Origin of the sequence: Nonomuraea sp. NPDC059007, from assembly GCF_042740555.1 — a bacterium.
In the GTDB taxonomy this organism is placed as follows: domain Bacteria; phylum Actinomycetota; class Actinomycetes; order Streptosporangiales; family Streptosporangiaceae; genus Nonomuraea.
The window spans coordinates 1-20,326 of the sequence record NZ_JBHYJD010000024.1; the positions used below are offsets into that span (position 1 = coordinate 1).

At 69.5% G+C, this 20,326-nt stretch carries 19 protein-coding genes; 9 read left to right on the top strand and 10 right to left on the bottom strand.

Features of this window, described 5'->3' with window-relative positions; genetic code table 11:
- The first annotated feature begins 293 nt into the window (after window positions 1–293).
- The 5 genes from ACFWY5_RS33235 (at window position 294) to ACFWY5_RS33255 (ending at window position 3,866) form a co-directional block, all read left to right on the top strand.
- Complete coding sequence (locus ACFWY5_RS33235) at window positions 294–1,298, top strand: DUF932 domain-containing protein (RefSeq protein ID WP_379609344.1); 1,005 nt, start codon at window positions 294–296, stop codon at window positions 1,296–1,298.
- Between the two features lie 287 nt (window positions 1,299–1,585).
- Window positions 1,586–2,062: a hypothetical protein gene (locus tag ACFWY5_RS33240; RefSeq protein WP_379609343.1), complete on the top strand. Its 477-nt coding sequence runs from the start codon at window positions 1,586–1,588 to the stop codon at window positions 2,060–2,062.
- Window positions 2,063–2,218: 156 nt separating this feature from the next.
- The gene (locus tag ACFWY5_RS33245) at window positions 2,219–2,815 is read left to right on the top strand and encodes a hypothetical protein (protein ID WP_379609342.1); all 597 of its coding nucleotides are present in this window, start codon (window positions 2,219–2,221) and stop codon (window positions 2,813–2,815) included.
- Between the two features lie 65 nt (window positions 2,816–2,880).
- Window positions 2,881–3,438: a hypothetical protein gene (locus tag ACFWY5_RS33250; protein ID WP_379609340.1), complete on the top strand. Its 558-nt coding sequence runs from the start codon at window positions 2,881–2,883 to the stop codon at window positions 3,436–3,438.
- On the top strand, window positions 3,435–3,866 hold the full coding sequence (locus ACFWY5_RS33255) for a hypothetical protein (protein ID WP_379609339.1): 432 nt from the start codon (window positions 3,435–3,437) through the stop codon (window positions 3,864–3,866). Before ACFWY5_RS33250 ends, ACFWY5_RS33255 begins: the two co-directional genes overlap by 4 nt.
- Window positions 3,867–3,950: 84 nt before the next feature.
- Here ACFWY5_RS33255 and ACFWY5_RS33260 read toward each other — a convergent pair whose 3' ends face one another.
- From ACFWY5_RS33260 to ACFWY5_RS33290, 7 genes are all read right to left on the bottom strand, one after another.
- Window positions 3,951–4,682 carry a hypothetical protein gene (locus tag ACFWY5_RS33260; protein WP_379609337.1) on the bottom strand — a complete coding sequence of 244 codons (732 nt, stop codon included), beginning with the start codon at window positions 4,680–4,682 and terminating at the stop codon, window positions 3,951–3,953.
- Between the two features lie 319 nt (window positions 4,683–5,001).
- Window positions 5,002–5,991: a C40 family peptidase gene (locus ACFWY5_RS33265; RefSeq protein ID WP_379609336.1), complete on the bottom strand. Its 990-nt coding sequence runs from the start codon at window positions 5,989–5,991 to the stop codon at window positions 5,002–5,004.
- Entirely contained in the window at window positions 5,988–7,025 is a 1,038-nt protein-coding gene (locus ACFWY5_RS33270) for a replication-relaxation family protein (protein ID WP_379609335.1), read from the bottom strand. Before ACFWY5_RS33270 ends, ACFWY5_RS33265 begins: the two co-directional genes overlap by 4 nt.
- A gap of 105 nt (window positions 7,026–7,130) precedes the next feature.
- Window positions 7,131–9,719 carry a type IV secretory system conjugative DNA transfer family protein gene (locus tag ACFWY5_RS33275; protein WP_379609334.1) on the bottom strand — a complete coding sequence of 863 codons (2,589 nt, stop codon included), beginning with the start codon at window positions 9,717–9,719 and terminating at the stop codon, window positions 7,131–7,133.
- Window positions 9,716–11,581 (bottom strand): VirB4 family type IV secretion system protein, encoded by a 1,866-nt coding sequence (locus ACFWY5_RS33280; protein WP_379609332.1) that lies wholly within the window; start codon window positions 11,579–11,581, stop codon window positions 9,716–9,718. The genes ACFWY5_RS33275 and ACFWY5_RS33280 overlap by 4 nt, the downstream gene beginning before the upstream one ends.
- Window positions 11,578–12,546 carry a PrgI family protein gene (locus tag ACFWY5_RS33285; RefSeq protein ID WP_379609331.1) on the bottom strand — a complete coding sequence of 323 codons (969 nt, stop codon included), beginning with the start codon at window positions 12,544–12,546 and terminating at the stop codon, window positions 11,578–11,580. The genes ACFWY5_RS33280 and ACFWY5_RS33285 overlap by 4 nt, the downstream gene beginning before the upstream one ends.
- Window positions 12,543–13,970, bottom strand: a complete 1,428-nt coding sequence (locus ACFWY5_RS33290; protein ID WP_379609330.1) for a hypothetical protein — start codon at window positions 13,968–13,970, stop codon at window positions 12,543–12,545. Before ACFWY5_RS33290 ends, ACFWY5_RS33285 begins: the two co-directional genes overlap by 4 nt.
- Between ACFWY5_RS33290 and ACFWY5_RS33295 the strand changes: the two genes are divergently transcribed.
- Window positions 13,942–14,247, top strand: a complete 306-nt coding sequence (locus ACFWY5_RS33295; RefSeq protein WP_379609329.1) for a hypothetical protein — start codon at window positions 13,942–13,944, stop codon at window positions 14,245–14,247. The genes ACFWY5_RS33290 and ACFWY5_RS33295 overlap by 29 nt on opposite strands.
- A gap of 10 nt (window positions 14,248–14,257) precedes the next feature.
- On the opposite strand, the gene ACFWY5_RS33300 is transcribed toward ACFWY5_RS33295, so the two are convergent.
- The 3 genes from ACFWY5_RS33300 to ACFWY5_RS33310 form a co-directional block, all read right to left on the bottom strand.
- Window positions 14,258–14,674, bottom strand: a complete 417-nt coding sequence (locus ACFWY5_RS33300; RefSeq protein WP_379609327.1) for a pilin — start codon at window positions 14,672–14,674, stop codon at window positions 14,258–14,260.
- 310 nt (window positions 14,675–14,984) lie between these two features.
- Complete coding sequence (locus ACFWY5_RS33305) at window positions 14,985–15,842, bottom strand: hypothetical protein (protein WP_379609326.1); 858 nt, start codon at window positions 15,840–15,842, stop codon at window positions 14,985–14,987.
- Between the two features lie 378 nt (window positions 15,843–16,220).
- Window positions 16,221–16,484 carry a hypothetical protein gene (locus ACFWY5_RS33310; protein ID WP_379609324.1) on the bottom strand — a complete coding sequence of 88 codons (264 nt, stop codon included), beginning with the start codon at window positions 16,482–16,484 and terminating at the stop codon, window positions 16,221–16,223.
- Window positions 16,485–16,734: 250 nt separating this feature from the next.
- On the opposite strand from ACFWY5_RS33310, the gene ACFWY5_RS33315 reads away from it, so the two are divergent.
- From ACFWY5_RS33315 to ACFWY5_RS33325, 3 genes are all read left to right on the top strand, one after another.
- Entirely contained in the window at window positions 16,735–17,664 is a 930-nt protein-coding gene (locus tag ACFWY5_RS33315; protein ID WP_379609322.1) for an SEC-C metal-binding domain-containing protein, read from the top strand.
- A 686-nt stretch (window positions 17,665–18,350) separates the two neighbouring features.
- A complete protein-coding gene (locus ACFWY5_RS33320; protein WP_379609321.1) occupies window positions 18,351–19,274 on the top strand; it encodes a hypothetical protein in 924 nt (307 codons plus the stop codon).
- Window positions 19,274–20,191, top strand: a complete 918-nt coding sequence (locus tag ACFWY5_RS33325) for a TRM11 family SAM-dependent methyltransferase (protein WP_379609320.1) — start codon at window positions 19,274–19,276, stop codon at window positions 20,189–20,191. The genes ACFWY5_RS33320 and ACFWY5_RS33325 overlap by 1 nt, the downstream gene beginning before the upstream one ends.
- The last annotated feature ends 135 nt before the right edge of the window (window positions 20,192–20,326 follow it).

Below are 20,326 nucleotides of genomic sequence, written 5' to 3' on the forward strand. Positions count from 1 at the left end.
GGGGGGGGGGGGGCCCCCCCCGCCCGCCCCCCCCCCCCCCGGGCCCTGGGGGGGGCGGCACACCCCACCCCCCCCGCCCGCCACCCCGCCGCAACCAACCCGGCCCGCGCGGCCCCACCGTCAGGGCACCCGGCCCCGCGCCGGACGGGCACCCCTAGCCCGCACAGATCACCGGCCCGCACCGCGCCGGGGTCCAATCCACCACCCCACACCCGCTCGCGGCATCGCGTCTGTTCCGCATGCCCGCACACCACAACACCGCACATAGGCACACATCTGAAAGGGAATCTGTCATGGCTCACGAAATCGAAGTCTTCGCCAACGGTTCGGCCGGATTCGCCGCCGCCGGAAAGCCCGGCTGGCACGGGCTCGGCTACACCGCGCCCGGCCCGATGACCGCCGAGGAACTGCTGTCCCACGCCCAGCTCGCCGGGTGGAACGTCCGCAAGCTGCCGGTCGGTCAGGTGACCGACCCCGTCACCGGCCACACCGTCACCACCGACGAGGACTTCCTGGTCGTGCGCACCAACCCGGTCACCCGCCAGCCCGAACGCCTCGGCCGGGTCGGACGCGACTACCAGGTCCTCCAAAACGAAGACGTCACCGGATTCCTCCAGACCCTCGTCGACGAGTCGGGAGCGATCTTCGACACCGGCGGCTCCCTGAACAACGGACGGCGCGTATTCATCACCATGCGCCTTCCCGAACCCCTCATGGTCGGCGGGTTCGACCAGATCGACCTCTACCTCGCCGCGTTCTCCCGGCACGACGGATGGGGTTCGTTCACCACGGTCGCCACCCCGGTACGCGTGGTGTGCGCGAACACCGAACGCGCGGCGCTGGCCAACCACGCCTCCAGGTTCACCGTCCGGCATACCGGCAACGTCGCCGGGCGCATCGCCGAAGCGCGTGAGGCGCTGAAACTCACGTGGAAGCACGGTCAGGCGTTCGCGGCTGAGGCCGAGAAGCTGCTCGCCGTCCCGATGGACCGCAACGAATTCCGCCAGTTCGCGACCCGCCTGCACCCGCTACCGGCGGACGCCAAGGACCTGACCAAGCGCAACCACGACCTGACCATGCGGGAGCTGGAGTACCTGTTCAACGACGCGCCCACCCAGGAGCCGATTCGTAACACGCGGTGGGCGGCCTACAACGCGGTGACCGAACGGCTGGACCACAAGTCCCCGGTGTTCGGCAGCCGCGATGTCGCCACCGTCCGCGCCGAGCGCGCCCTGCTGGATGACCACGACAACGCCAAACTCAAAGCCAGAGCCTTCCGGCTACTCGCCACCGCCTAACGCGCCCCGCTGTCCGGTACGGCCCCGATGGAGGCCGTACCGGACACCGCCGCCGGGCGGCACAGCGTCACGCGGGCGTACGGCCCGCCACACGCCCCGGCCCGGCCCTACCGGACCCCGGCACCTACCCCGGCCCGGTGCCCCCGCCGTAGCGGCGCGGGCACGGCACGGGCCCCACCCCCGGCACGGCCCCACCCCCGGATACCGCGCCAGCGCCCCGGCCCATGCCGGGGCCGGACGCCCCGCCCACCACGCCCCACCACCTGACAGTGAAGGAGATCATCATCATGGGTCGACTCGAAGAGCGCGCCAGTCAGCACGTCCACGACGCCCGCCACGCGCTGGGCGAAGCTCTCGACCGTGTCTGCTCCCTCGATGACGAGGGGAACCTGGACGACGCCACCCTGGCCCGCATCGCCCACCTCTACCACCGGATGAGCTGGTGGCAGCAGGTCACCGACCTCACCCACGGCATCGAGGACACCGTGGACGGCGGGACCGCGATTCTGACCGTGCGGCAACACGCCCGGGAGTTCCTGATCAGCGCCCGCCCATCTCGCGGCGGCCTGTTCGCCCAGGCCATGGCCGAATCCCGCCGCAACGCCGCCCAAGGCTTCCTCGCCGCAACCCAGAGAATCGCCGACGCCCTCACCCCACCACCCGCACCACCCGCACCGGCCACACCGGCCGCCCACCCCGATGACACCTACGGCGGACACGCCGGGCCCCTGCCCGACCCATGGACCACGCCCCCCGTCTTCTAACCCCAGCCGGGATACGGCCATGACCTCACATCCCGTCCGCCCGGCAGCGCGGGGACCGCCCCGCGCCGCCGCCCGGACAGCCCCACCCACATACCCCTCACCCCTCGCTCGTCCATGTCACCAACCGTCCATGTCACCAACGAAAGGACCACCTCCATGAACGACCTCTACGGGCCCGGCCCCCTTCCCCCGTACGGCACAACCGCCAGCGCCGCGACCGGCTCGAACCTCACCAACGCCGAACCGGTCGAGGAGGCGGGGTGCTCGATCGATGAGCTCACCACTGAGAAGATCACCGAAGCCCGGCACGCCTACTACACGGCAGCGGCCGAAGCCGTCGCCGCCCTGCAGAACGGCGAGTTCCTCTCCGCCGAGCAGGTATTCGCCGCCGCCTACGCCCAGACCACCCGCGCCTGGTGGGACGTCGTCGACGGACAGATCACCCTCAAGCGGCTGGCCTGCGACCACGCGTTGCGACGCGTGCGCACCATGGCCCGCCACTTCCTGACCAACGAAGCCCCCGCCAGACGACCGGGAACCCTCTTCGACCACGCCCTCGCCCACGCCGCCCGCATGGCCGCCCGCGACTTCCTCAACGACAGCGGCGAACTCCTCACCCACCACCTCGCCGAGTCCGGCGACGCAACCGACCATCCCGGGCCGGACATGCCGGTGGACCCCCGCCACCCCAGCGACCCGCACGCGCACCCCGGACCCGTTCCGGCGCAGCACTCCACGCCGGACACGCCGTGAACGCCCAACCGACCCCGTCAACGTCGCCCGGCGCTGACGTCACCACCCCACGAAAGGACACCCCTGTGAGCGACCACCCGCAGCACCCCGACACCCCGAAACCCCCACCCGACAGCGAAGCCGCCGCCGCCATCCTCACCACCGCGCCCGCGCCGGGCGAGACGCTGTCGATGGAGGCCATCATCGAGCAGGCCCGCACCACGCGGCGGCGCAGCAGCGAGGACATCGCCCGCAGGCTCGGCCGGGGGGAACACCTTTCCGCCGAGCAGTTCCACGACACCCTGCGCGCCCAGACCCTCGCCACCTGGTGGCTGCTGGTCGACCGGCACATCCGGCACGCGGGACGCAGCCAGGGCCTGACCCAGAAGCAGACACTGGCCAAATTCGCGGCCTGGATCAGCTCCTACCTCGACCACGACGACCCCACACCGGATGTCGCCATGGTCGTAGGCGTCCTCGGACCGGAGGTCGAGCACGAATTCTCCATCATTCACCTCAACCGGGCCATGGCCCTGATCCGGCGAGACGCGGCCCGGACCTTCATCGCTCAAGCCGAGGCACTCGCGCCGGCCTCCGCGGAGCAAAGTCCTGCTGCTTCATCCGGTGAAGAGGGGATGGCATGAGCGGCAACATCGCCAGCGGTGAGCTTGCCACCGCCGCCTCGCACCAGCCGGGCATGACGGCCTCCGCATCTGGACGCGCCGACGGGGTGGAGTTCTTCCAGATGATGGCCTGGCGATGGGACATCACCAAAGCCAAGAAGCTCACCCAGGGCCGCGCGCCGCAGGGCCGGATCGAACCCCGGGAATGGGCAGGCATGCTCCAACTGATCTCCATCAACCACGAGCACGCCGCCCAGACGGATCTGTCCGAGCCGCTGATCGTGGCCACCGTGCCGAACGGCGGCATGCTGATCATCGACGGCTGGCACCGCCTGTACAAGGCGCTGACCACCGAAGCACCCGAGCTGTCGGCCATCGTGCTGACGGCCGAGGAAGAACTCGCCTGCCGGATGCACGGAGGCGACAAGGGCCAGGGCTACCTGAGGTAGCGCCTGAGCCGGTAGCGCAAGGGGTATGCCCCGCCCAGCACAGTAACAGTGCGCTGGCCGGGGCATACCTCCTGCACCACCGGCTCACACAGGCGAGCCCGGCGGCTTGGGCGTCGCCCGGGTTTGACGCCTACCCGCCCTGACCATGGCGCCCTTCTCCATGATGGCCTCAATAGATGGGTTTGTTCCGAGACCGAGCACGCTGACGAATGAGCGAGGCGGTTCCGGCGCAGGTGCAGGCTTGATCCTCTTAACGACAGGGCCGCCGCCGTCTGGAGCATGAGGGTCGCGGTGGTGAACGGCGTGACCGATGAGGTGGAACGTGGACTCGATGGGGATCATGTAGTCGCGCAAGCTGGCCTCGTCCTCAATGGACAGGGTGGCGTCTTGGGGCCGGTTGCGGTTGTGCAGGTCGACGTTTTCGGCACTGTCGAGGCAGTAGTAGATCTCGCCTTCCAACCATCCGGCCTCGGCACTGTTCAGCTTCTCGTCATCGTTGGACTCATAACGGATGACCAGCACCCGATACCAGTGGTCACGTACTTTGAGCTGCTGCAGGACGCGGTTTCGGAGTCCGGGGTTGGTGGCTTTGCCGACGTAGGCTCCCCACCGGCCCTCGGCATCGGGGCGGTCGAGCAGGATGTAGGCACCGGGCACGTTCCAGCTTGGGTCCAGGCTCTTGACCTGGTGGCGATAGAGCAGAAGCATGCCGGCCACCTTGTGCTTGGCCCGAATCTTGATCGGCTCATCGGGGTACTCGGAGAGGGTGACGACGAGCGGGAACGCGGCAAGCCGTACAGCGGACACGGGGGGCATGGGGAGCTCCTTCACTTGGATCTACTGGAGATGTCCCGGCCAGTATCGGTCACATCGCTCTGCGTGACCACAAGTTTCGAGAAACAGGAAAAGGCCCTTCACCTGCGGATTTATGTCTGCACCTACGGACTTTCGTCGATGCGGCACCGGGCTCATGGCGTCACCCGCCGCCGTGACGGTGTCGGGCGGGTAGGCATCATGGGCCGGGCGGCTGTGGGCCCGGTGCGGCCCTACGGGGGCCCGGTACGGCGTCCCCCGCCCCCATGGCCCCGCCCCCGGCCACGGTTGCCGTCCTGCCGCCACGGGGGCTGTGGGCGGGTTAGCGCGGGTCGGTCCGGCCGGTGGGTGCGTGGGCGGCCGGGCGTGAGAAGCCGATCAAGTCATGGCGTTGGTAGGTGTCGATTTTGACGACGGTTCGCTTGTTGGGGGCGTGGATCATCTGGCCGCCTCCGATGACGAGGCCGACGTGTCCGGGCCCGTCGGGTTCCATGCGGAAGAAGGCGAGGTCGCCGGGCTGCTCCTGCCCCCGTGAGATGGGCGGGCCGTGCCGCCATTGGTCGGCGGCGACGCGCGGGATGGAGATTCCGGCGGCTTGGAAGGCGCGCATGGTGAGTCCGGAGCAGTCGAAGGCGTTCGGTCCTTCGGCTCCCCACACATACGGTTTGCCGAGCTGAGCGTGGGCGTAGGCGATGACGGCGGCGACCTGCTCGCCCGGGATGACGGTCACACACGTTCCCGCCAGCGCGTCGACCACGCGCTGGGCGAGCGGCTCCCACTGGGCGTAGGCGTTGGGATATCCGGAACGCTGAACGGCTTGCGCGGCCTGGGTGAGCGGGAGCCGCTCCCACCGCTTCACCTTGACCAGATGGTCATAGAAGGTGCCCGTGGCGTAACGCGGATCGAGGATCTGCTCGCGCGTTCCCCAGCCCTGGGAAGGACGCTGCTGGAACAGCCCGAGGCTGTCGAGGTGCCCGTAGGCCAGGTTCCGCAGCTTGGACTCCTGCAAAGCGGTCGCAACGGCGATCACCGCCGCCCGCGCGGGCAGACCGCGCTCCATCGCGACCTGGACAATCAGCGCCGCATGGGCCTGCTGCTCACCGTCCAAGGTCAGCGTGGCGGCGGCGACGCCGGTGGGTGCCGGGGATGCCGCGACCGGTCCACCCTCCCTGCTGGTCATCGGTGCATCGGGTGTGATCGCGCAGGCCACACCGCCGGGCGTGCCCGAGCCGGTCAGGATGCTCGTAGCGGCTGCGAGAAACGCCAAGACGATGAGCAGCAGGAGGGCGGCGCCGGCCGCGGCGGTCTTCACCTCTCACTCCCCTCTTGGCCGAAGATGCGGTCGAGGAAGGCGTTCTCGTCCTGGCTGGTGTCAGGCGGGTCGGGGATGGTGCCGAGGGTCAGGTGGGGCCATCCCTGGTCGAGGTTGGCCAGCCGCATGCGCGGCTGCCCGGCCTCGGCGAAGGCGGGCAGCCAGATGGGTCCGGCCGGGCTGTCGCCGTTGTGGGTGTGGACGGCGGTGGCGACCGGGATCTCATCGTCGTTGAGGTGGGTGGCGAGGAGTTTGCGCAGGTTGGTTTCGCGGGTGCGGTTGGGCAGCCAGAACAGCACGGGCGTGGAGAAGCGGGTGGCGTCGGCGAGGTCGCGGTAGTGGTCGACTTTGGCGGCGACGCGTTTGAGGGGTTCGGTGCCGGTGTCGTGCTCGAGGAAGAAGTCAATCTGGCGGCTGCTCTCGGTCCAGCAGCCGTAGGCGTCGGGGCGAGCCAAGTCGCCCCACCGTCTGCCGCACTCCATTTCTGACAACCATGCCTTCAATGCGGCGGTGGGGGTGTGGCGGGCGTGGGCGTGCAGGCGGGAGAAGAAGTCGTTGACGCCGACTTGATGATGGAGCCGAGAGGAGGCGGAGACCTTGGTGTCGGGGTCGTAGCCGAGCTCTTTCACGGTGACCTCGCGGCGGGCGGCCAGAACGTGCGCTCCGGCCTTGCCCAGCGCCCAGTGGATCGGGGCCGAGCCTGCACCGTATCCGGCCCAGGGCCGAAAGCGGACGACGGCGTTGAGCGCGAGCAGGGTGGACATGCGGGCCCGGGTGGCTTGCACGATGCCGAAGAACATGCGCTGGATCTGGTGCGTGGTCAGGACCTGGTGCCGGTGCAGGTGGTCGAGAATCTGGAAGTCGCGTTCGGTCAGGCGGGCGGCGAGCGCGGGCAGGGCGGCAGGGTCGAGGCGGGGCTGGGACGCCGGGAGGGGCTGGATGGTGAGCCGGGCCAGCTTGCGGGCCGCCTTGCGGGCGGTGGGCGGATGGGTCGGCGTGCAAGAGCATGAGCAGCCGCAGGGCTTGTTGGGCATGGCGAACCTCCGTGTGCGGGCAGGGCGAGGACAACGGTCGATCAGGAAGGGCCGGATTCGAGAACGGCCGCGTTCGGGAATGGCCGCGTTCGGGGATGGCCGGGTTCAGGAAGGGCTGGGGTCTGAGGTGGCGGCCGGGCCGGTATCGGAGGAGGTTTGGCCGGACGCGTCGAGGGCGGTTCTTTCCGCTGTGTGGCCTGATCTCCTGGCCGCTGCCTGGTGGGTGAAGCGCTGGCGGGAGGCGTGCCGGATCTCCGCCTCACGCCCTTCGACGGCGGCGGGCAGGGGCCGGGTGCGCAGGGTGAATGCTGTCGTTTGCTGGCCGTCCACGATCAGGCGGGCGGCGGCTTGGTAGGCGCCCAGGTGGGTGAGGTCGTGCGGGGTGAGCAGCGGGGCGGTGTGGTGTTTGAGCTCGCCGGCGTCTTTGGGTGAGGCGTTGAAGTACACCTTGTTGCGGGCGTCCGCGGAGAGTGCTTCGCGCAGGTCGGCGGGGAGCTGGTCGAGGTGCTGGTGGGCCAGCACCAGAGAGAGCCGGTAACCACGCGCCTCGGCCAGCACATCGTTGATGTGACCAGGCAGGTTCAAGAAGTTATGACACTCATCGATCACCAGGGAGGCGTCCGGCCGGTCGACCTCGGCAAGGTTCGAGCGGCGGGTGGTGGCCTGCCAGGTGTGGGCCAGCAGGATGGAGCCGAACAGCCGGGCCGCGTCATCGCCGAGGATGCCCTTCGGCAAGCGCGCGAGCACCAAGCCGCCCCGGTCGAGTAGCTGGCCGATGGGGACGGTGGTGTCCGGGCTGGCCAGCGCCTGCCGCACGAACGGCCGCAGCAGCACGGCGCGCAGCTTGTTCATGACCGGGCCGATGACGGTGGCCTGCCCGGCCGGGGTGAGGGCTTCGTAGGAGTCCCAGAACCCGGCCAGCAGCTCATCACGTAGCTCGGCCGTGGTCCGGGTACGGAACGCCGAGTCGGTCAGCAACCTCGGCACATCCGCCAAGGTCGCCTTACGACCCAGGACCGAGGTGAGCGTGAGACAGGTGGAACGCAGCAGATCGTCCACGCGTGGTCCCCAGGCTGTGGAGAAGCACCGGTGGAAGATGGTCACCACGGAGTCGACCGCGAAGGCCGGGTCGTGCCCCGCGAGGATGTTGATCGACGGTGGCGGAGCCGGGTCCTGCGGATCGAACACCACCGTCCTGCCGACGGCCCGCGCTGGGAGCCGGTTGAGAATGTCGGTGATCAGGTCGCCCTTCGGGTCGATGACCAGGGCGCCTCGCCCTGCGGCTGCGTCGGCCAGGACCATGTTCGCGAGCAGGGTGGATTTGCCGACGCCGGTGCCGCCGAGCACGTGGGTGTGATGCCGCCCGTCCCGCACCGGGAGCGCTATGGGCCGTTGGGGGCCGCTGTCGGCGTCGCCCAGGACGCGGGCCGTGCCGCCCGTCGCGTTGCGCGGTACGGCCGGTGACGGGGCGACGGGGCGGGCCCCGGCGCGAGTGACGCCGGGGGCATCGATGTCCCACGGCAGGTGCGCGAGCGCGGCCAGCTCGGCGACGGACAGCAGGTAGCCGCGGTCGAGACGCCGCGAGCTGATCACGCGGGCGGGCCGGAAGAGGCGGGCTCGGCGCAGGTACTGGTGGCTGCCGGTGAACAAGGCGAAGACGCCGGCCAGAGTGTGGGCTTGACCTCGCAGCCACCCACGAACCAGATCACCAGAGCCCGAACCCGAGTCCGACTCCGCGTGGTCTGGCCGGAGACTCACGGCCGGTGGGGTGGAGGTGGGCTGGCGGCTGGTGGAGACGGCGTAGCGGATGGCCACCTCATAGCGCGGCTGACCGGCCTTCGCGAGGATCACCCGCACCTGTTCCGCGCGTTCGGGGAAGTCACGGGCCAGCTCGCCGGTCCGGTGGTGGTCATGCGAGTCGGCAGGCATGGGGAGGATGGCGTCGAAGAGGCGGCCGATGTGGTTGCGGCTGCCGCCGCCGCGTAGGTGGGCGGCGGCGCGGTAAGCGTGGCGGAGACGGCGGCCGGTGGTGGGGCGGGCGAGGATCTGCACGACCGCGTGTTCGCCTTCGCGCAGGCCGCTCATGGCTTCGAGCAGGGAGCGGGCGGGGTCGTGGTCGTGGTCGGTGGTGAGCGGGAAGTGCTCGGGCCCGGCCAGCACCAGGCGTCCGCCCGCGACCTGCGCGCCTTCGGGCAGGGGTGAGGTGGCGGGCGAGGTGGTGGTGGTTGCGCCGGGCCAGGCGGCTTGGATGGTTTTCTCCACGATGCCGGGCGGGATGGTGCCGGGTACCCAGAGGCGGATGCGGACTCCGGCGTCGCTGCCGTGGTACTCCCACACCAGGTGCGGCTGCCCGGTGAAGAACCGCGCCCACGCGGGCCGCAGCAGCCCGACGAGTTGCCGCCACAAGACGAGGGCGCCTTCGGGGTCGCTGCGCGGCGGGGAGGAGATCTCGATCAGCCGGGCCTGGGGGGTCATGTCGGCGTGGTGGGCCCAGCCGAGCAGGCAGCGCACCGCACGGACCGCCGTCCAGGTGACGGCCCAGGCGGCGGCCAGGTAGGGGCCGTAGGCGAGGGCGAACTCCGGAAGCCGGGCGGGTAGCTCGGCCAGGAAGTCGAGAGCCTTCCGGACGTCGTGCTCATCGATCCCGCACAGCAGACACGGGTTCTCGGGGTCGGTGCTGATCGAGTGGTTCAAAGCGGGTCGCCTTCCTCATCGTCGTGGTTGTTGGTGTTGGTGTTGGTCTTTGCGGTGAAGGTGGTCGGCATAGGCGGTGGCGCAGGTGGTTGGTTGACCTCGGCGTGCTGGTCGAGTTCGGCCAGGTGGGCGGGGTCGGTGGTGACCAGGGCCGCCTCGGCGGGTGAGGCGATGATGTGGAAGGCGGCTCGGCTCGCCGGCCCGGCCACCAGGAGCGCCTCGCCTCGCTCCGCGGTGAGCAGGAACTGGCGCTCGCCGTCGGTCAGGTCGAAGGCGTCCCCGACCGCACCGATAGCTTGCGGCGCCTGGCGAAGGAGAATCTGATTGGCCGCGTTGGCGACGATCGCCTGCCCCAACTCGCTACCGAGCAGGTCGGCGGCGTCCTGAGTGATGACCGCGAGCCCGGCCCAGTGCTTACGGGCCGCCTTCGCCATCCGAAACAGAAACTTCGCCCCTTCGGGCTCCTTCATCAGCAGCCACGCCTCATCCACCACGACCAGGCGTTTGCGCCGGTCGCGCGGATTGGCCACCCGCCGCCAGATGGCATCCAGCGCGAGCAGGGTGCCGACCGCTTTCATCTCTTCCGGCAGATCACGCAGGGAGAAGACGGTCAGGTGCCCGGCGGGTTGGGTGGTGGTGGGTCCGTCGAAGAGGGCGCGGTAGGAGCCGGAGACGTAGGGGGCGAGCTGCGCGGCCAGCTCGGCTCCCGCTGACCCGCCGCCTTCCCCGCTTTGAGTTTCGGTCAGGGTGGTGACCAGATCGGCGAGCAGGGGTGCGGGCCGGGTCCAGGTGGCCGGGTCGCGGGTGATTCCGGCGGCTTGGTAGGTGGCCAGGATCGCTGAGTCCAGCGTTGCCCGCGTCTGGGCGGTGGGCTGGCTGCCGAGCATGGTGGCGATCAGGGTCTGCAGGAACATCGCCCGCCGCGACAGCACGTCATCGCGGGGGCCGTGGCTGGCGGGCAGGTCGAACGGGTTCCATCGAACTCCGGCCGCGCCGAGGTGCAGGCAGGTGCCGCCGACCGCTCGCGCGAGGCGGGCGTACTCGTCTTCGGGGTCGACGACCGCGACCTCGACACCTTGGTAGAGCAGGCGCAGGGTTTCGAGTTTGGTGAAGTAGCTCTTGCCAGCGCCGCTTCTGGCGAGGACGACGGAGTTGTGGTTGTCCTGGCCGTAGCGATCCCACAGCACGACGCCGGAGCCGGTCGCGCTCAACCCATACAGCACGCTCGTCTGGCCGATCTCGGTGGCGAGGTCGGGCGAGGTGAACGGGAAGCTCGCCGCGAGCGCTGTCGTATCGAAAGTGCGCGTCATGCCCAGGGAGTCGACGCCGAGCGGCAGCGTGGTGGTCCATCCCTGCAAGGCGCGGAACGTTGCCGGTTGCGCATCCAGCAGGAGTGAGGAGGTGAGCGCGCGGACGCGGTCGACCTCGGCGGATAGTTCCGGCTCGTTGGGGGCGTGGACGGTGAGGTAGAGGCCGACCTTGAACAGGCGGCCGTGGCCTCGGGCGAGGCTGTCGGCCAGGTCGGTGGCGTCATCGGCGGCGGCCTCGGCAGCAAAATCCTGGAGGCGGCCGTGCTGGGCGTCGGTGCGGCTGGCTGATTCCAGGCGGGCGAGCTGGCGGCGCAGCCGCATCGCGGCGACCTGCTGCGGAATCGGTTCGATGTGCAGGGACACATCGAGATGGCCGGGGTAGGTGAGCAGCGGTTCCAGCCACCCTGCGCCGACCTCGCGCGGGTAGCCGGTCACCGCGAACGACGCGCAGACGGCGCTAGGCAGAGTGAGGGTCCGCACGCCCACACCGACAGCGGCGGGGTGGGTCAAGGCGCTCGGCTCCGGGGCGTGGGTACGGCGGCGCAGCTTCATATGGTGCTCCTGACCGAGGCGGAGGTGATGAGCTCGTCTGGCAGTGCCTGGCCGGCGGCATGGCGGGCGCCGGGGTCGAGGCACTCGGTGAGCGCCTGGGCGGCCTCGTCGGCGTCCAGCACGCGGGTGGTCACACCGAGCGAGGCCAGCGCGCGTTCGGCTTCAGCGGCTCGCCGCAAGACGACCGCGGCCGAGGCGTCGCGCCGTACCGAGCGCCGCCCCCGGCTGCTGGCGGAGTGGTCACGAAGCACGACGAGCACCTGCCTCTGCAGCAGTTCACGCGAGGTGTTCAGGTCGGCCAGGTAGGCGGCGTGCTCACGGGCGGCCTGGGCCAGCGCCGGGTGCGGCAGGGCCTCGGCTCGGGCGTCGATGGTCTCGGCCAGGTCGGTCAGATCCGCTGGCCGGGCTCGAGCCAGCAGCTGCACGGGGGCTTCCAGCGAGTTCAGCCATCGGCCGAACCCGCCGACGAGCGCGGCTTGCTCGCCGGTGGTGCGCAGGTGGAAGGACAGGGTGCCGGTCTCCACCAGCACGGCTACACCGCCATCTGCCAGTTCGAGCGCCCCGTCCGTACGGATCGCCCGCACCGGGAGCCGGAGCGGGGCGGGCAGCTTGCCGCGCAGGCGGCACCACCTCGGCGGTTGGGTCACTCCGTCCGGCGCGGCCACCAGCTTCTTGCTGGCCTGGCCGTGCAGCAGTGCGGCCAGCGCGAACCGATCGAGGCTCAGCCCGTCCCGCCGTCCGAGGGCGATGGCGATGCCGAGAGCGACGAGCGGAAGCAGGATCGCCGCCAGGATGACCACGGGCAGAAGCTCATGGAGCAGGTAGTAGACGGCGGCGGCGATCCCACCGGTCAGGGCGACGATGAGGAGTTGGCGGATGGTGAGTCCGTAGGCGATCTTGTCGGGTTGGTTGATGTCGGCCGGGATACGAGCCAGCAGCGGCGGCGGCTCAACCTCGGGCTTCATGACTTCCCTCCTCGTGGCTGGCGTTGGGTGCGCGGGATGCGGCGGGGCGGCGGATCAAGCCGCAGACGCAGCTGGCCGGGACGAGGCGCGCGGGTGGGCATGCCGGGCAGCCGGTCTTGCACCCACGGCGGCCGGGGCCGAATCCACGGGCCTGCCGGTGGCGTACGCGGCGGCGCGGTGCCGGGCGGTGTCGGTGGGCGCGGGACACGGGTGACGGGGAACGGCAGCGCAAGCTGGGTGCCCTGCCGGGCTCTCCGGGCCAATGCGGCGGCGGCTTCCGGTGTCGGCGGGGCTGGGCTATGGGCTGGCAGGTTGAGCGGGAGTTCAAGCTGCTGCCAGGCAGCCTTGCGGTTGGACATGGCGGCTCCCGTCGATGAGTTGGGTCCGGGTCGCTTGGGCTTGTTCGGGCCGCCCGGCTTGGGGCCAGCGCCGCCACGGCCCTTGCCTCGGCCTGGTCCGCCGTGCCGGTGCGTGGCTGTCTTGGCCCCTTTGCCGGCGGCGGCTGCGCGACGGCCTTGGCCGAGGGCGCGGGCGGCTCCGAGGGTCTTGTAGATGATCACGGCCTTGATCAGCCGTTTCAGCAGCTGAGGCTGGGCCTGCTGCCAGATGGTGCGAGCCACCCAACCGGGGATCTTGATCAGCACGAACAAGACACCGATCAAGATCAGAATGTCCAGGGCCCGGTTCGCGGTGGGCCGCAGCATCGCCCCGATCGCATCCCCGGTACTCGGGTTCGCGGGGGCGAGCGGATAAGCGGCAGCTGAATCTGTGAGCAGCAGTTTGAACGCGAGGATCAGGCCGATGGCTTGCAGGATCTGGATGGCCAGCAGCCCGCCGACGCACCGCCACCACAGCTTCGCGACGCCCTCGGTCTGCGGCAGCGCATGACACAGCAACGCCAAAGGTGCGGCGATGATGAGGAACAGCAGCAGGGTGATGCGGATGATGCCGATGAAGGCCAGCACGAACCCCATCACCACCGCGACCGCGATCAGCAGCACCAGAAACAGCACGATGCCTTTCGGGTCTTTGATCAGGCCGTCGACCTTGGCCGCGATGAAGTTCCCCGCCCGCGCGGGGTCCACACCGTCACCGAGCAGCGCGGCGACCATCGCGTTGGCCAGCTCGATGGCGTGCTGGCAGATCGTCAGCGAGGCGTTCACGGTGATGACGGCGATCACCAGGCGCGGGATGACCTCGCCGGGTGTGGTGGACAGGCCCGAGCTGCCGTAGGCCATCACGATCACCCCGGCCGCCAGCACCATCAACACCAGCAACGCGTTCGCGATCAACCGGACGTGGCCGTTCAGCTCCCGGACCCGCTCCAGCATCAGCGGCGGCGGCGCGGCCAGCAGGGCGCTGCCGGCCAGGACGAAGGCAGGTTTGATGGCGTCGGTGACCAGGCTGGTGAACCAGCCGTTCATCGCCTGGTTGAGCTTGCACCCGGCATCCATCCACCCGCACTCGGCCACCCCGCCCGGTGCCGACGGCGAGGTGGTGGATGGTGGGGCGGGTGGAATCCAGGTCACCTGCGACGGCTTCGGGCTGGCGCTCGTTGTGGGTGATGGCGTGGGTGTGGGGTCGGCGCTGGCCGGTGCAGGCGTCGCTATGGAGCTTGCAATGGCCGTCATCGTGAGCAGCGCCCAGACGAGAAACGCGCGGTGCAGCCAGCTTGCCCGGATGCGCGGTCGTCGCCTCTGATGGAGGCGGTTCACTCCGCGCCCACGATGCCTTTGAGAATGGTCACCAGGAGCGGGGCCAGGGCGGCGATCCCATACCCGAGCCCGGCGTAACGCAGGCCCTTCTTGGCGGACTCGACCTCGCCGGGGTCGCCACCGGCCAGGATGTAGCGAACTCCGGCCACGGTCAGGAACAGGGTGGCGAGGGCGACGAGGAGACCGACGATGACGTTGCGCAGGTTGTCGATCACCGTGTTCAGCGAGTCCGGCGGCGCGGCCAGCACCCGGCCGGGCGCGTAGACGGTGGCGGCGGTAGCGGTCGTGGTGGCGTGGGCGAGGGCGTAGCTGAGCAATGCCCCCAGGGCGATCGTGACGAGGACAAACAAAGCGGCCAGGGCGATCTTGAGGCTGTGGGCTTGTGAGGTGGTGGTGCGGCGTGGGCGGGTCATGGGCTGTCCCCCGGAAGTTCTGGTGCTGGTCGAGCTGGCGGGTGGTGCGATGGCGGAGGCGGCGCGGAGGGGGCCGGGCCCGGCGGCGGGGCCGGGTGGGCGTCCTCCTTCGAGGGCGTGGAGTGGTGGGCTGGGCCGGGTGACAGGGACCGGCGACCAGGTAGGTCCCGCTGCCGGGCTCGGCGCCCCTTAAATCCGCGCTGCCTTCACTTGTCCAAAGACCTGGTCGAAGAGCCGAGATCGGACAGGGCGGCCAGCGGACTTTGCGCGCTCTTTGCTGGCGGGTCCCCGCTGGCGCGCGGTCCGATCGCTACAGGCGGCGGGCGAGAATCGCCTGGTAGAGGGCGTTCTCGGCCCGCTGACGGCGCTTGAGGACGGTGCAGTAGAGCAGGCCGCGGCGACGGCAATATGCGGAGAGCGGGATGCCCTCCAGCCGGGTAAGCCCGATCAGCTCCGCCGACGCCTGGGTGATAACCCCTTCGGCGGCTGCCTGGGCGAGCAGCAGGTCGGGGTGGCCGGCCGGGTAGGAGAGCGCCTGCTGCCCGTTCTCGGCATGGTCGAGCAGGTCGGGGTCGTCCAGCAGGCGCGGCGGCTCGACCGCGGATGCCCGCAGGACGGCGTACTGGGTCAGCCGGGACAGCCGCAGCAGCGGGTGCGACCAGGCCAGGTTGACCCGGATGAGGGCTTCCATGAAGGCGGTCAGGATCTCGGCTTCGAGGTCTTCCTGGTCCATGCGGGCGAGCCGGTCCGGATGGTCGGTGTGCTCGGTAGGGAGCTTGGTGGTGAGGGCGGTGACCAGGCGGCCCAGCATCGGGCGGGCCAGCGCGACGGCGGCCACCATCCACGCACCCCGGTGGGCGCGGGCCTGGGTGATGAGGTGGCGCCAGACGTGGTCGCGGGTGGTGCGCGTGCAGGACCGGCGCAGCAGAAGCTGCCGCAGCTCATCCAGCGGGATCAGCCGAGCCGGAAGCCCCTCACCGAGGGCGGCCCCGTCAACCGACAGCGGCTCGGGGCCGCGCATGAGCAGGTCGAAGGCGTGCCCGGCCACATCCAGCGGCAGCGAACTCGCGAGGGATGCGGGTGTGGTGGCCGAGGCCGTCAAGGTCGCGGCGGTGGTGGTGGTGGCCGGGGTGGTGTCCGTGGAGAGGCGGACCGAGGTGTGGAACATGGGCGACGCTCCCGATGCGGAGAGGCGGTTGAGACGTCGCCATCCGGTCAGAGCGCCCGTACAAGAAACCCACAGAAAATGATCAGACATCGGGCACGGCAAAGACCACACCAGCATTCACTGATGCTCCGGAACCATGTATGACCTGCGAAAACGTAGAATCTGGCCGTGTGGGCCCATCGGGCGGCGGGTTGCGGCCTGCCGTGGAACTGGGCGCGGAAACCTGTGCTGACCTGCGAGAACAAGGCTCGTCCGAGATTCTCGGGTCAAGCTTGCATCAAAGGGGTAGACGCCCTGAACTGGGGGCGGCTCGCTTCACGCGCGGTCGACGATCACCTGCGGCACCGTCATCGCGCTCGACGGCCGTCGGACAGGCGTTCAGAGGCCCTGGCCGGGCTCGTCATCCGGCCGGCCGGGGAAGGTGAGGCCGGCTGGTGCACGGGCGGCTTTAGGGACCTCGGCCAGCTCACCCAGCTCCGCGACCGCGTCCGGGGCGAGCAGAAGCTGGCCGTAGAAGCCGCCGTACTCCGGCTTCAGATTGGCGGCCATCATCGCCTTCACCTGAACGACCAGCTTGACCAAACGGCGCTCGGCCAGCTCATCCATACGGCTCGGCAACCCGTCCACCTTCCACAGCCTCATCCGTGCAGAGGCTTGTTCTCTGACCTGTCGCAGTGAAGGTTGAGCGTTCCCACCGAAGGTTGAGGGCACAGCCGCGCAAGCACGATGGGTGAAGCCGCATGGCGGCCCTCGCATCGCACGCAGTGGAGGACGAATGGCAATTGAGGCAGTAGTGAAGGTCATTTGATGGCATCTTGGAGGCATGAGGCCTACCTCTGTCTTAGTGCCCCGGCGACTGGCTCACCTGGCCACTGATTCCAGGGGCTATCCCGTGATCGCGACAGTGGAACGTGATGCCGATGAAGCAGTGCACTTCGGCAGTGTCAATGAGAAACGCAAGCTGGCCCTTGCTACGTTCGACTGGTGTGCAGTGTGCGGCCTGCCGTTCGGCGAGGAACTGCGCTGGCAGGTCATCTCCTTTGCGGAAGCCGGCGGCGGAGATCTAGATGATGGTGTTGTGTGCGGTGAGGCACCTGTGCACGAGATCTGCGCCGTCTATTCGGCGCAAGTCTGCCCGCATCTGAGTTCTCCTCGTCATCGGCTCGGTGACGAATGGCGTCGTGGTACGCGGCGACAGCAGGTCATCAGAATGGCGGGCTTCCGCAAGACCGAGGGTCTCGTGGCCGCCAGATCAGGGTTGCAGAACAGCGCCTTCGTCCTCCACTTCGTCCAGAGCGGCTATGGAGCAGAGTTCTCGTACGAGACGCCGGACGAGCTCACCGACCGCTATGAGAAGCTGCTCGCCGTCGAAAACGTTCCCCCGGTTCATGGCGCGGAGGCCGAGCTGATTGCCATGTTCAACCAGGTCGATGACAAGGGCGGAAGTGTGGCCCTCGCCGCGTTGGTGGCGGGCGCGGCATTTCTGCCCAATGTAGCCCGCGTGCAGGGGATGAGCCGACTCACCGGCTATCGCAGGACGGCCCTCCAGTGCATGGATCTTAGCTCCATTGACCCTGGTAAATGGGTGAGTGGAGGCTCCCTTAACGCCGTCAGTCGTTGGCTGCTGGAGCAGCCGCATCTGCCTCCCCTCCTGGAGAGATGGCGAATGCTGGGGCGACGCAAGGCACGATCGAATGGGATCGCCACCGGAAACGATGGTGCGGCTGGCCCTGGACGGGAGGTGGCGAAGAACGCCCCATGCCCGTGTGGCTCTGGTCGCAAAGCACGACGTTGCCACCCAGCCGGGATCGCTAACGCGTGACTTTTCGGGCCAGTAACGCGAACGCGCGGAAATACCCTCAAAGCCTCAGTCTCAAGTCAACTTCGGTCCTCGTGTCACACACAGCACCGGCTGAACCTGCACTGACCGGTCCCATCACACTTCGATGAGAAGACCGCCGCCCACCTGCCTTTGGTGACAACGCCCAACATTCGCTGCAACGGAACATTCTCAGCGTCTGCCGCCCCCGCCAGGCGTTGCCCGGAACTTGTACGAAAACGCTGTGACCTGCGAAAACAGTGTCAGCAGTGGGGTGGGGCTGGCTGCCGGGCCGCGATGAGGTGAGGCGCTGGCCCGGCGCGAACGGCGGCCGGGGGCAGGACGCCCCCGAACGGGCCGGACCCCCTCCAGCGTCCGACCCGTTTGCCGCACCAGTATGGGCGTAGTCGAGCGGACACGTTGGGTGAATAGCGTAGGTGAGGTGCGGTAATGCGCCCGACCGGATGCCGGGATGGCCTCGATGATCTGGCAGATACCACCGCCTCCCGACAGGCTGTCCACAGCCTGTGCATTACCGAGGAAGGAGCCTTCCTGCGGGGAGCATGGTGAGCGTGACACGGACCGGCATGACGCGATCTTTGCTTGACGGCCCGTCCCAACTCGACCCTGGCGGCAGGTATTTGGATAAGTGACAGGGATCAGTGACCCGGTGCTCGGGCCACACCCACATGACCAAGCCCATCAACCACCGCATCACCCTCGACTACGACTTCCACAACGAGTACGGCGCACCCGCCGTACTGACCGCTGATCCGCGCGGACACCTCACGGTGAACCGTGAGGTGTCGGACCCGGCGCGGGGGCATCTGCCGCTGACGGTGTGGCTGGCCGCCGCCGACTGCGAAACGGACGCCGCCTGCCAGGCGGGCTGCTGCCACCCGGTCAGCGGCCCGCTGGCCCGCCACCTCATCGCTGCCTGCACCCGCATAGGCGAGAGAGTCATCCACCTGACCGCCAGCGACCACCAGGTGGCCTCGGCCGCGCTGACGGCTGGCCGCCTGCCGGTCGCCATCTACACCTACGCGCGCCAGGCGGGCGTCACCTGGACGCGGCTGGCCCGCCTGCACCCGGACTACGACCTGCACAGGGTCGACGCACGCATCACCAACGCGCCGGGCGCGGACACCCCACCGCTGCTGGCCGACCTGACCGGCAGCGCCGGGCTGGTGGTGTCGGAGCAACTGTGCAACCAGCCCAGCCCCGAGTACCCATGTTCGGCCGAAGACGCCCTGCTCTACGACATCTCCACGGCTGCCGGGCTGGTCAAGCCGGGCGGGCACCTGGCCGTGATCACCGGCCACCACCGCGCCGACGGCGCGCCCGACCCGCTGCCGCAGATCATCACCCAGGCACACGCGGCTGGGCTGGTGTATCTGCAGCACATCATCGCCCTGCGCCGGCCCGCCTCCAGCAGCCGTCGCTTCTGCGAACGCGGCAAGTTGGACACCTGGCAGGAACGGCCGGAGCGCTCCGGGTCGACGGCGAGCGCACCCGCGCACAGCGACGTGCTGCTCTTCCGCAAACTGACCATGCCTTCGAGCTCACGTGCGCACGCAGCGACCTCCGTGGCGAAGGCCGGAGGTGCTCACTGATGACCGAGCAGACGCACGCCACGATGACGGAGTCCGTGTGGGCGACCGGTCAGCAGCCCTCGCGGGTGCAGCGGCGGGGCCGGTATCTGCCGGAGTCGATGCGGCATCCGGGCAAGATGCTGCCGTCCATCGCGGCCCGCGTGATCGGCACCTATACCGCTCCGGGGGACCTGGTGGTCGATCCCATGTGCGGGATCGGCACCACCCTGGTCGAAGCCGCACACCTCGGCAGGCACGCCGCGGGTGTGGAGTATGAGGAGAAATGGGCGCGCCTGGCGGTCGCCAACCTCGCCCACGCCCGCAAACAGGGCGCGGAAGGGTTCGGGCGGGTGGTGGCCGGAGACGCCCGCAACATCGCCCACCTGCTGCCCGACCTGGCCAGGCAGGCAGCCTTGGTGCTGACCTCGCCGCCATACGGCACCTACACCCACGGCCACATCCGCTCCACCCGCGACACCGGCCAACCGGGCGTGCGCAAGTGGAACCAGCACTACTCGGCCGATCGCGGCAACCTCGCCCACCAGCAACTCCCGGCGCTGCTGCATGGGTTCGGCCGCATTCTGGCCGGGTGCGCGAGTCTGCTGCGGCCCGGCGGGGTGGTGGCGGTCACCGTGCGGCCGTACCGGGTGCGGGGTGAGCTGGTCGACCTGCCCGGCCACGTCCACCAGCTCGCCGAGGAAGCGGGGCTGGAGTTCGCCGACCGGATCGCCTGCCTGCTGTGCGGGCTCGGCGACGGCGTCCTGCTGAACCGAGCGAGCTTCTTTCAGCTCCACGAGGCCCGCAAAGCATGGGCGCGCGGCATACCGATCCACGCAGTCGCGCACGAGGACCTGCTCATCTACCGCACGAGAGCAACGCCTCATCCGGGGCTGGCCGCGCCCGACCCCCACCTCCCAGAGGGCCACGAGCTGGAGTAGCGCCCCATGGGCCCCTGTTCCCGGCCCGGATGCGGGCCGCGAACAGGGATTCGAGCCCTGACCTGCGGACTTCGCTTGACACGGGCCAACAAGGTGGGCGTCGATACCGCCGCCACCAACCCCGACCCCGCACCG

Bases quoted from the DNA above. Each gene is read 5' to 3' on its own strand.
- ACFWY5_RS33235 (WP_379609344.1), top strand. From the start codon at position 294: ATGGCTCACGAAATCGAAGTCTTCGCCAACGGTTCGGCCGGATTCGCC.
- ACFWY5_RS33240 (WP_379609343.1), top strand. From the start codon at position 1,586: ATGGGTCGACTCGAAGAGCGCGCCAGTCAGCACGTCCACGACGCCCGC.
- ACFWY5_RS33245 (WP_379609342.1), top strand. From the start codon at position 2,219: ATGAACGACCTCTACGGGCCCGGCCCCCTTCCCCCGTACGGCACAACC.
- ACFWY5_RS33255 (WP_379609339.1), top strand. From the start codon at position 3,435: ATGAGCGGCAACATCGCCAGCGGTGAGCTTGCCACCGCCGCCTCGCAC.
- ACFWY5_RS33260 (WP_379609337.1), bottom strand. From the start codon at position 4,682: ATGCCCCCCGTGTCCGCTGTACGGCTTGCCGCGTTCCCGCTCGTCGTC.
- ACFWY5_RS33270 (WP_379609335.1), bottom strand. From the start codon at position 7,025: ATGCCCAACAAGCCCTGCGGCTGCTCATGCTCTTGCACGCCGACCCAT.
- ACFWY5_RS33280 (WP_379609332.1), bottom strand. From the start codon at position 11,581: ATGAAGCTGCGCCGCCGTACCCACGCCCCGGAGCCGAGCGCCTTGACC.
- ACFWY5_RS33285 (WP_379609331.1), bottom strand. From the start codon at position 12,546: ATGAAGCCCGAGGTTGAGCCGCCGCCGCTGCTGGCTCGTATCCCGGCC.
- ACFWY5_RS33290 (WP_379609330.1), bottom strand. From the start codon at position 13,970: ATGAACGGCTGGTTCACCAGCCTGGTCACCGACGCCATCAAACCTGCC.
- ACFWY5_RS33300 (WP_379609327.1), bottom strand. From the start codon at position 14,674: ATGACCCGCCCACGCCGCACCACCACCTCACAAGCCCACAGCCTCAAG.
- ACFWY5_RS33305 (WP_379609326.1), bottom strand. From the start codon at position 15,842: ATGTTCCACACCTCGGTCCGCCTCTCCACGGACACCACCCCGGCCACC.
- ACFWY5_RS33310 (WP_379609324.1), bottom strand. From the start codon at position 16,484: ATGAGGCTGTGGAAGGTGGACGGGTTGCCGAGCCGTATGGATGAGCTG.
- ACFWY5_RS33320 (WP_379609321.1), top strand. From the start codon at position 18,351: ATGACCAAGCCCATCAACCACCGCATCACCCTCGACTACGACTTCCAC.
- ACFWY5_RS33325 (WP_379609320.1), top strand. From the start codon at position 19,274: ATGACCGAGCAGACGCACGCCACGATGACGGAGTCCGTGTGGGCGACC.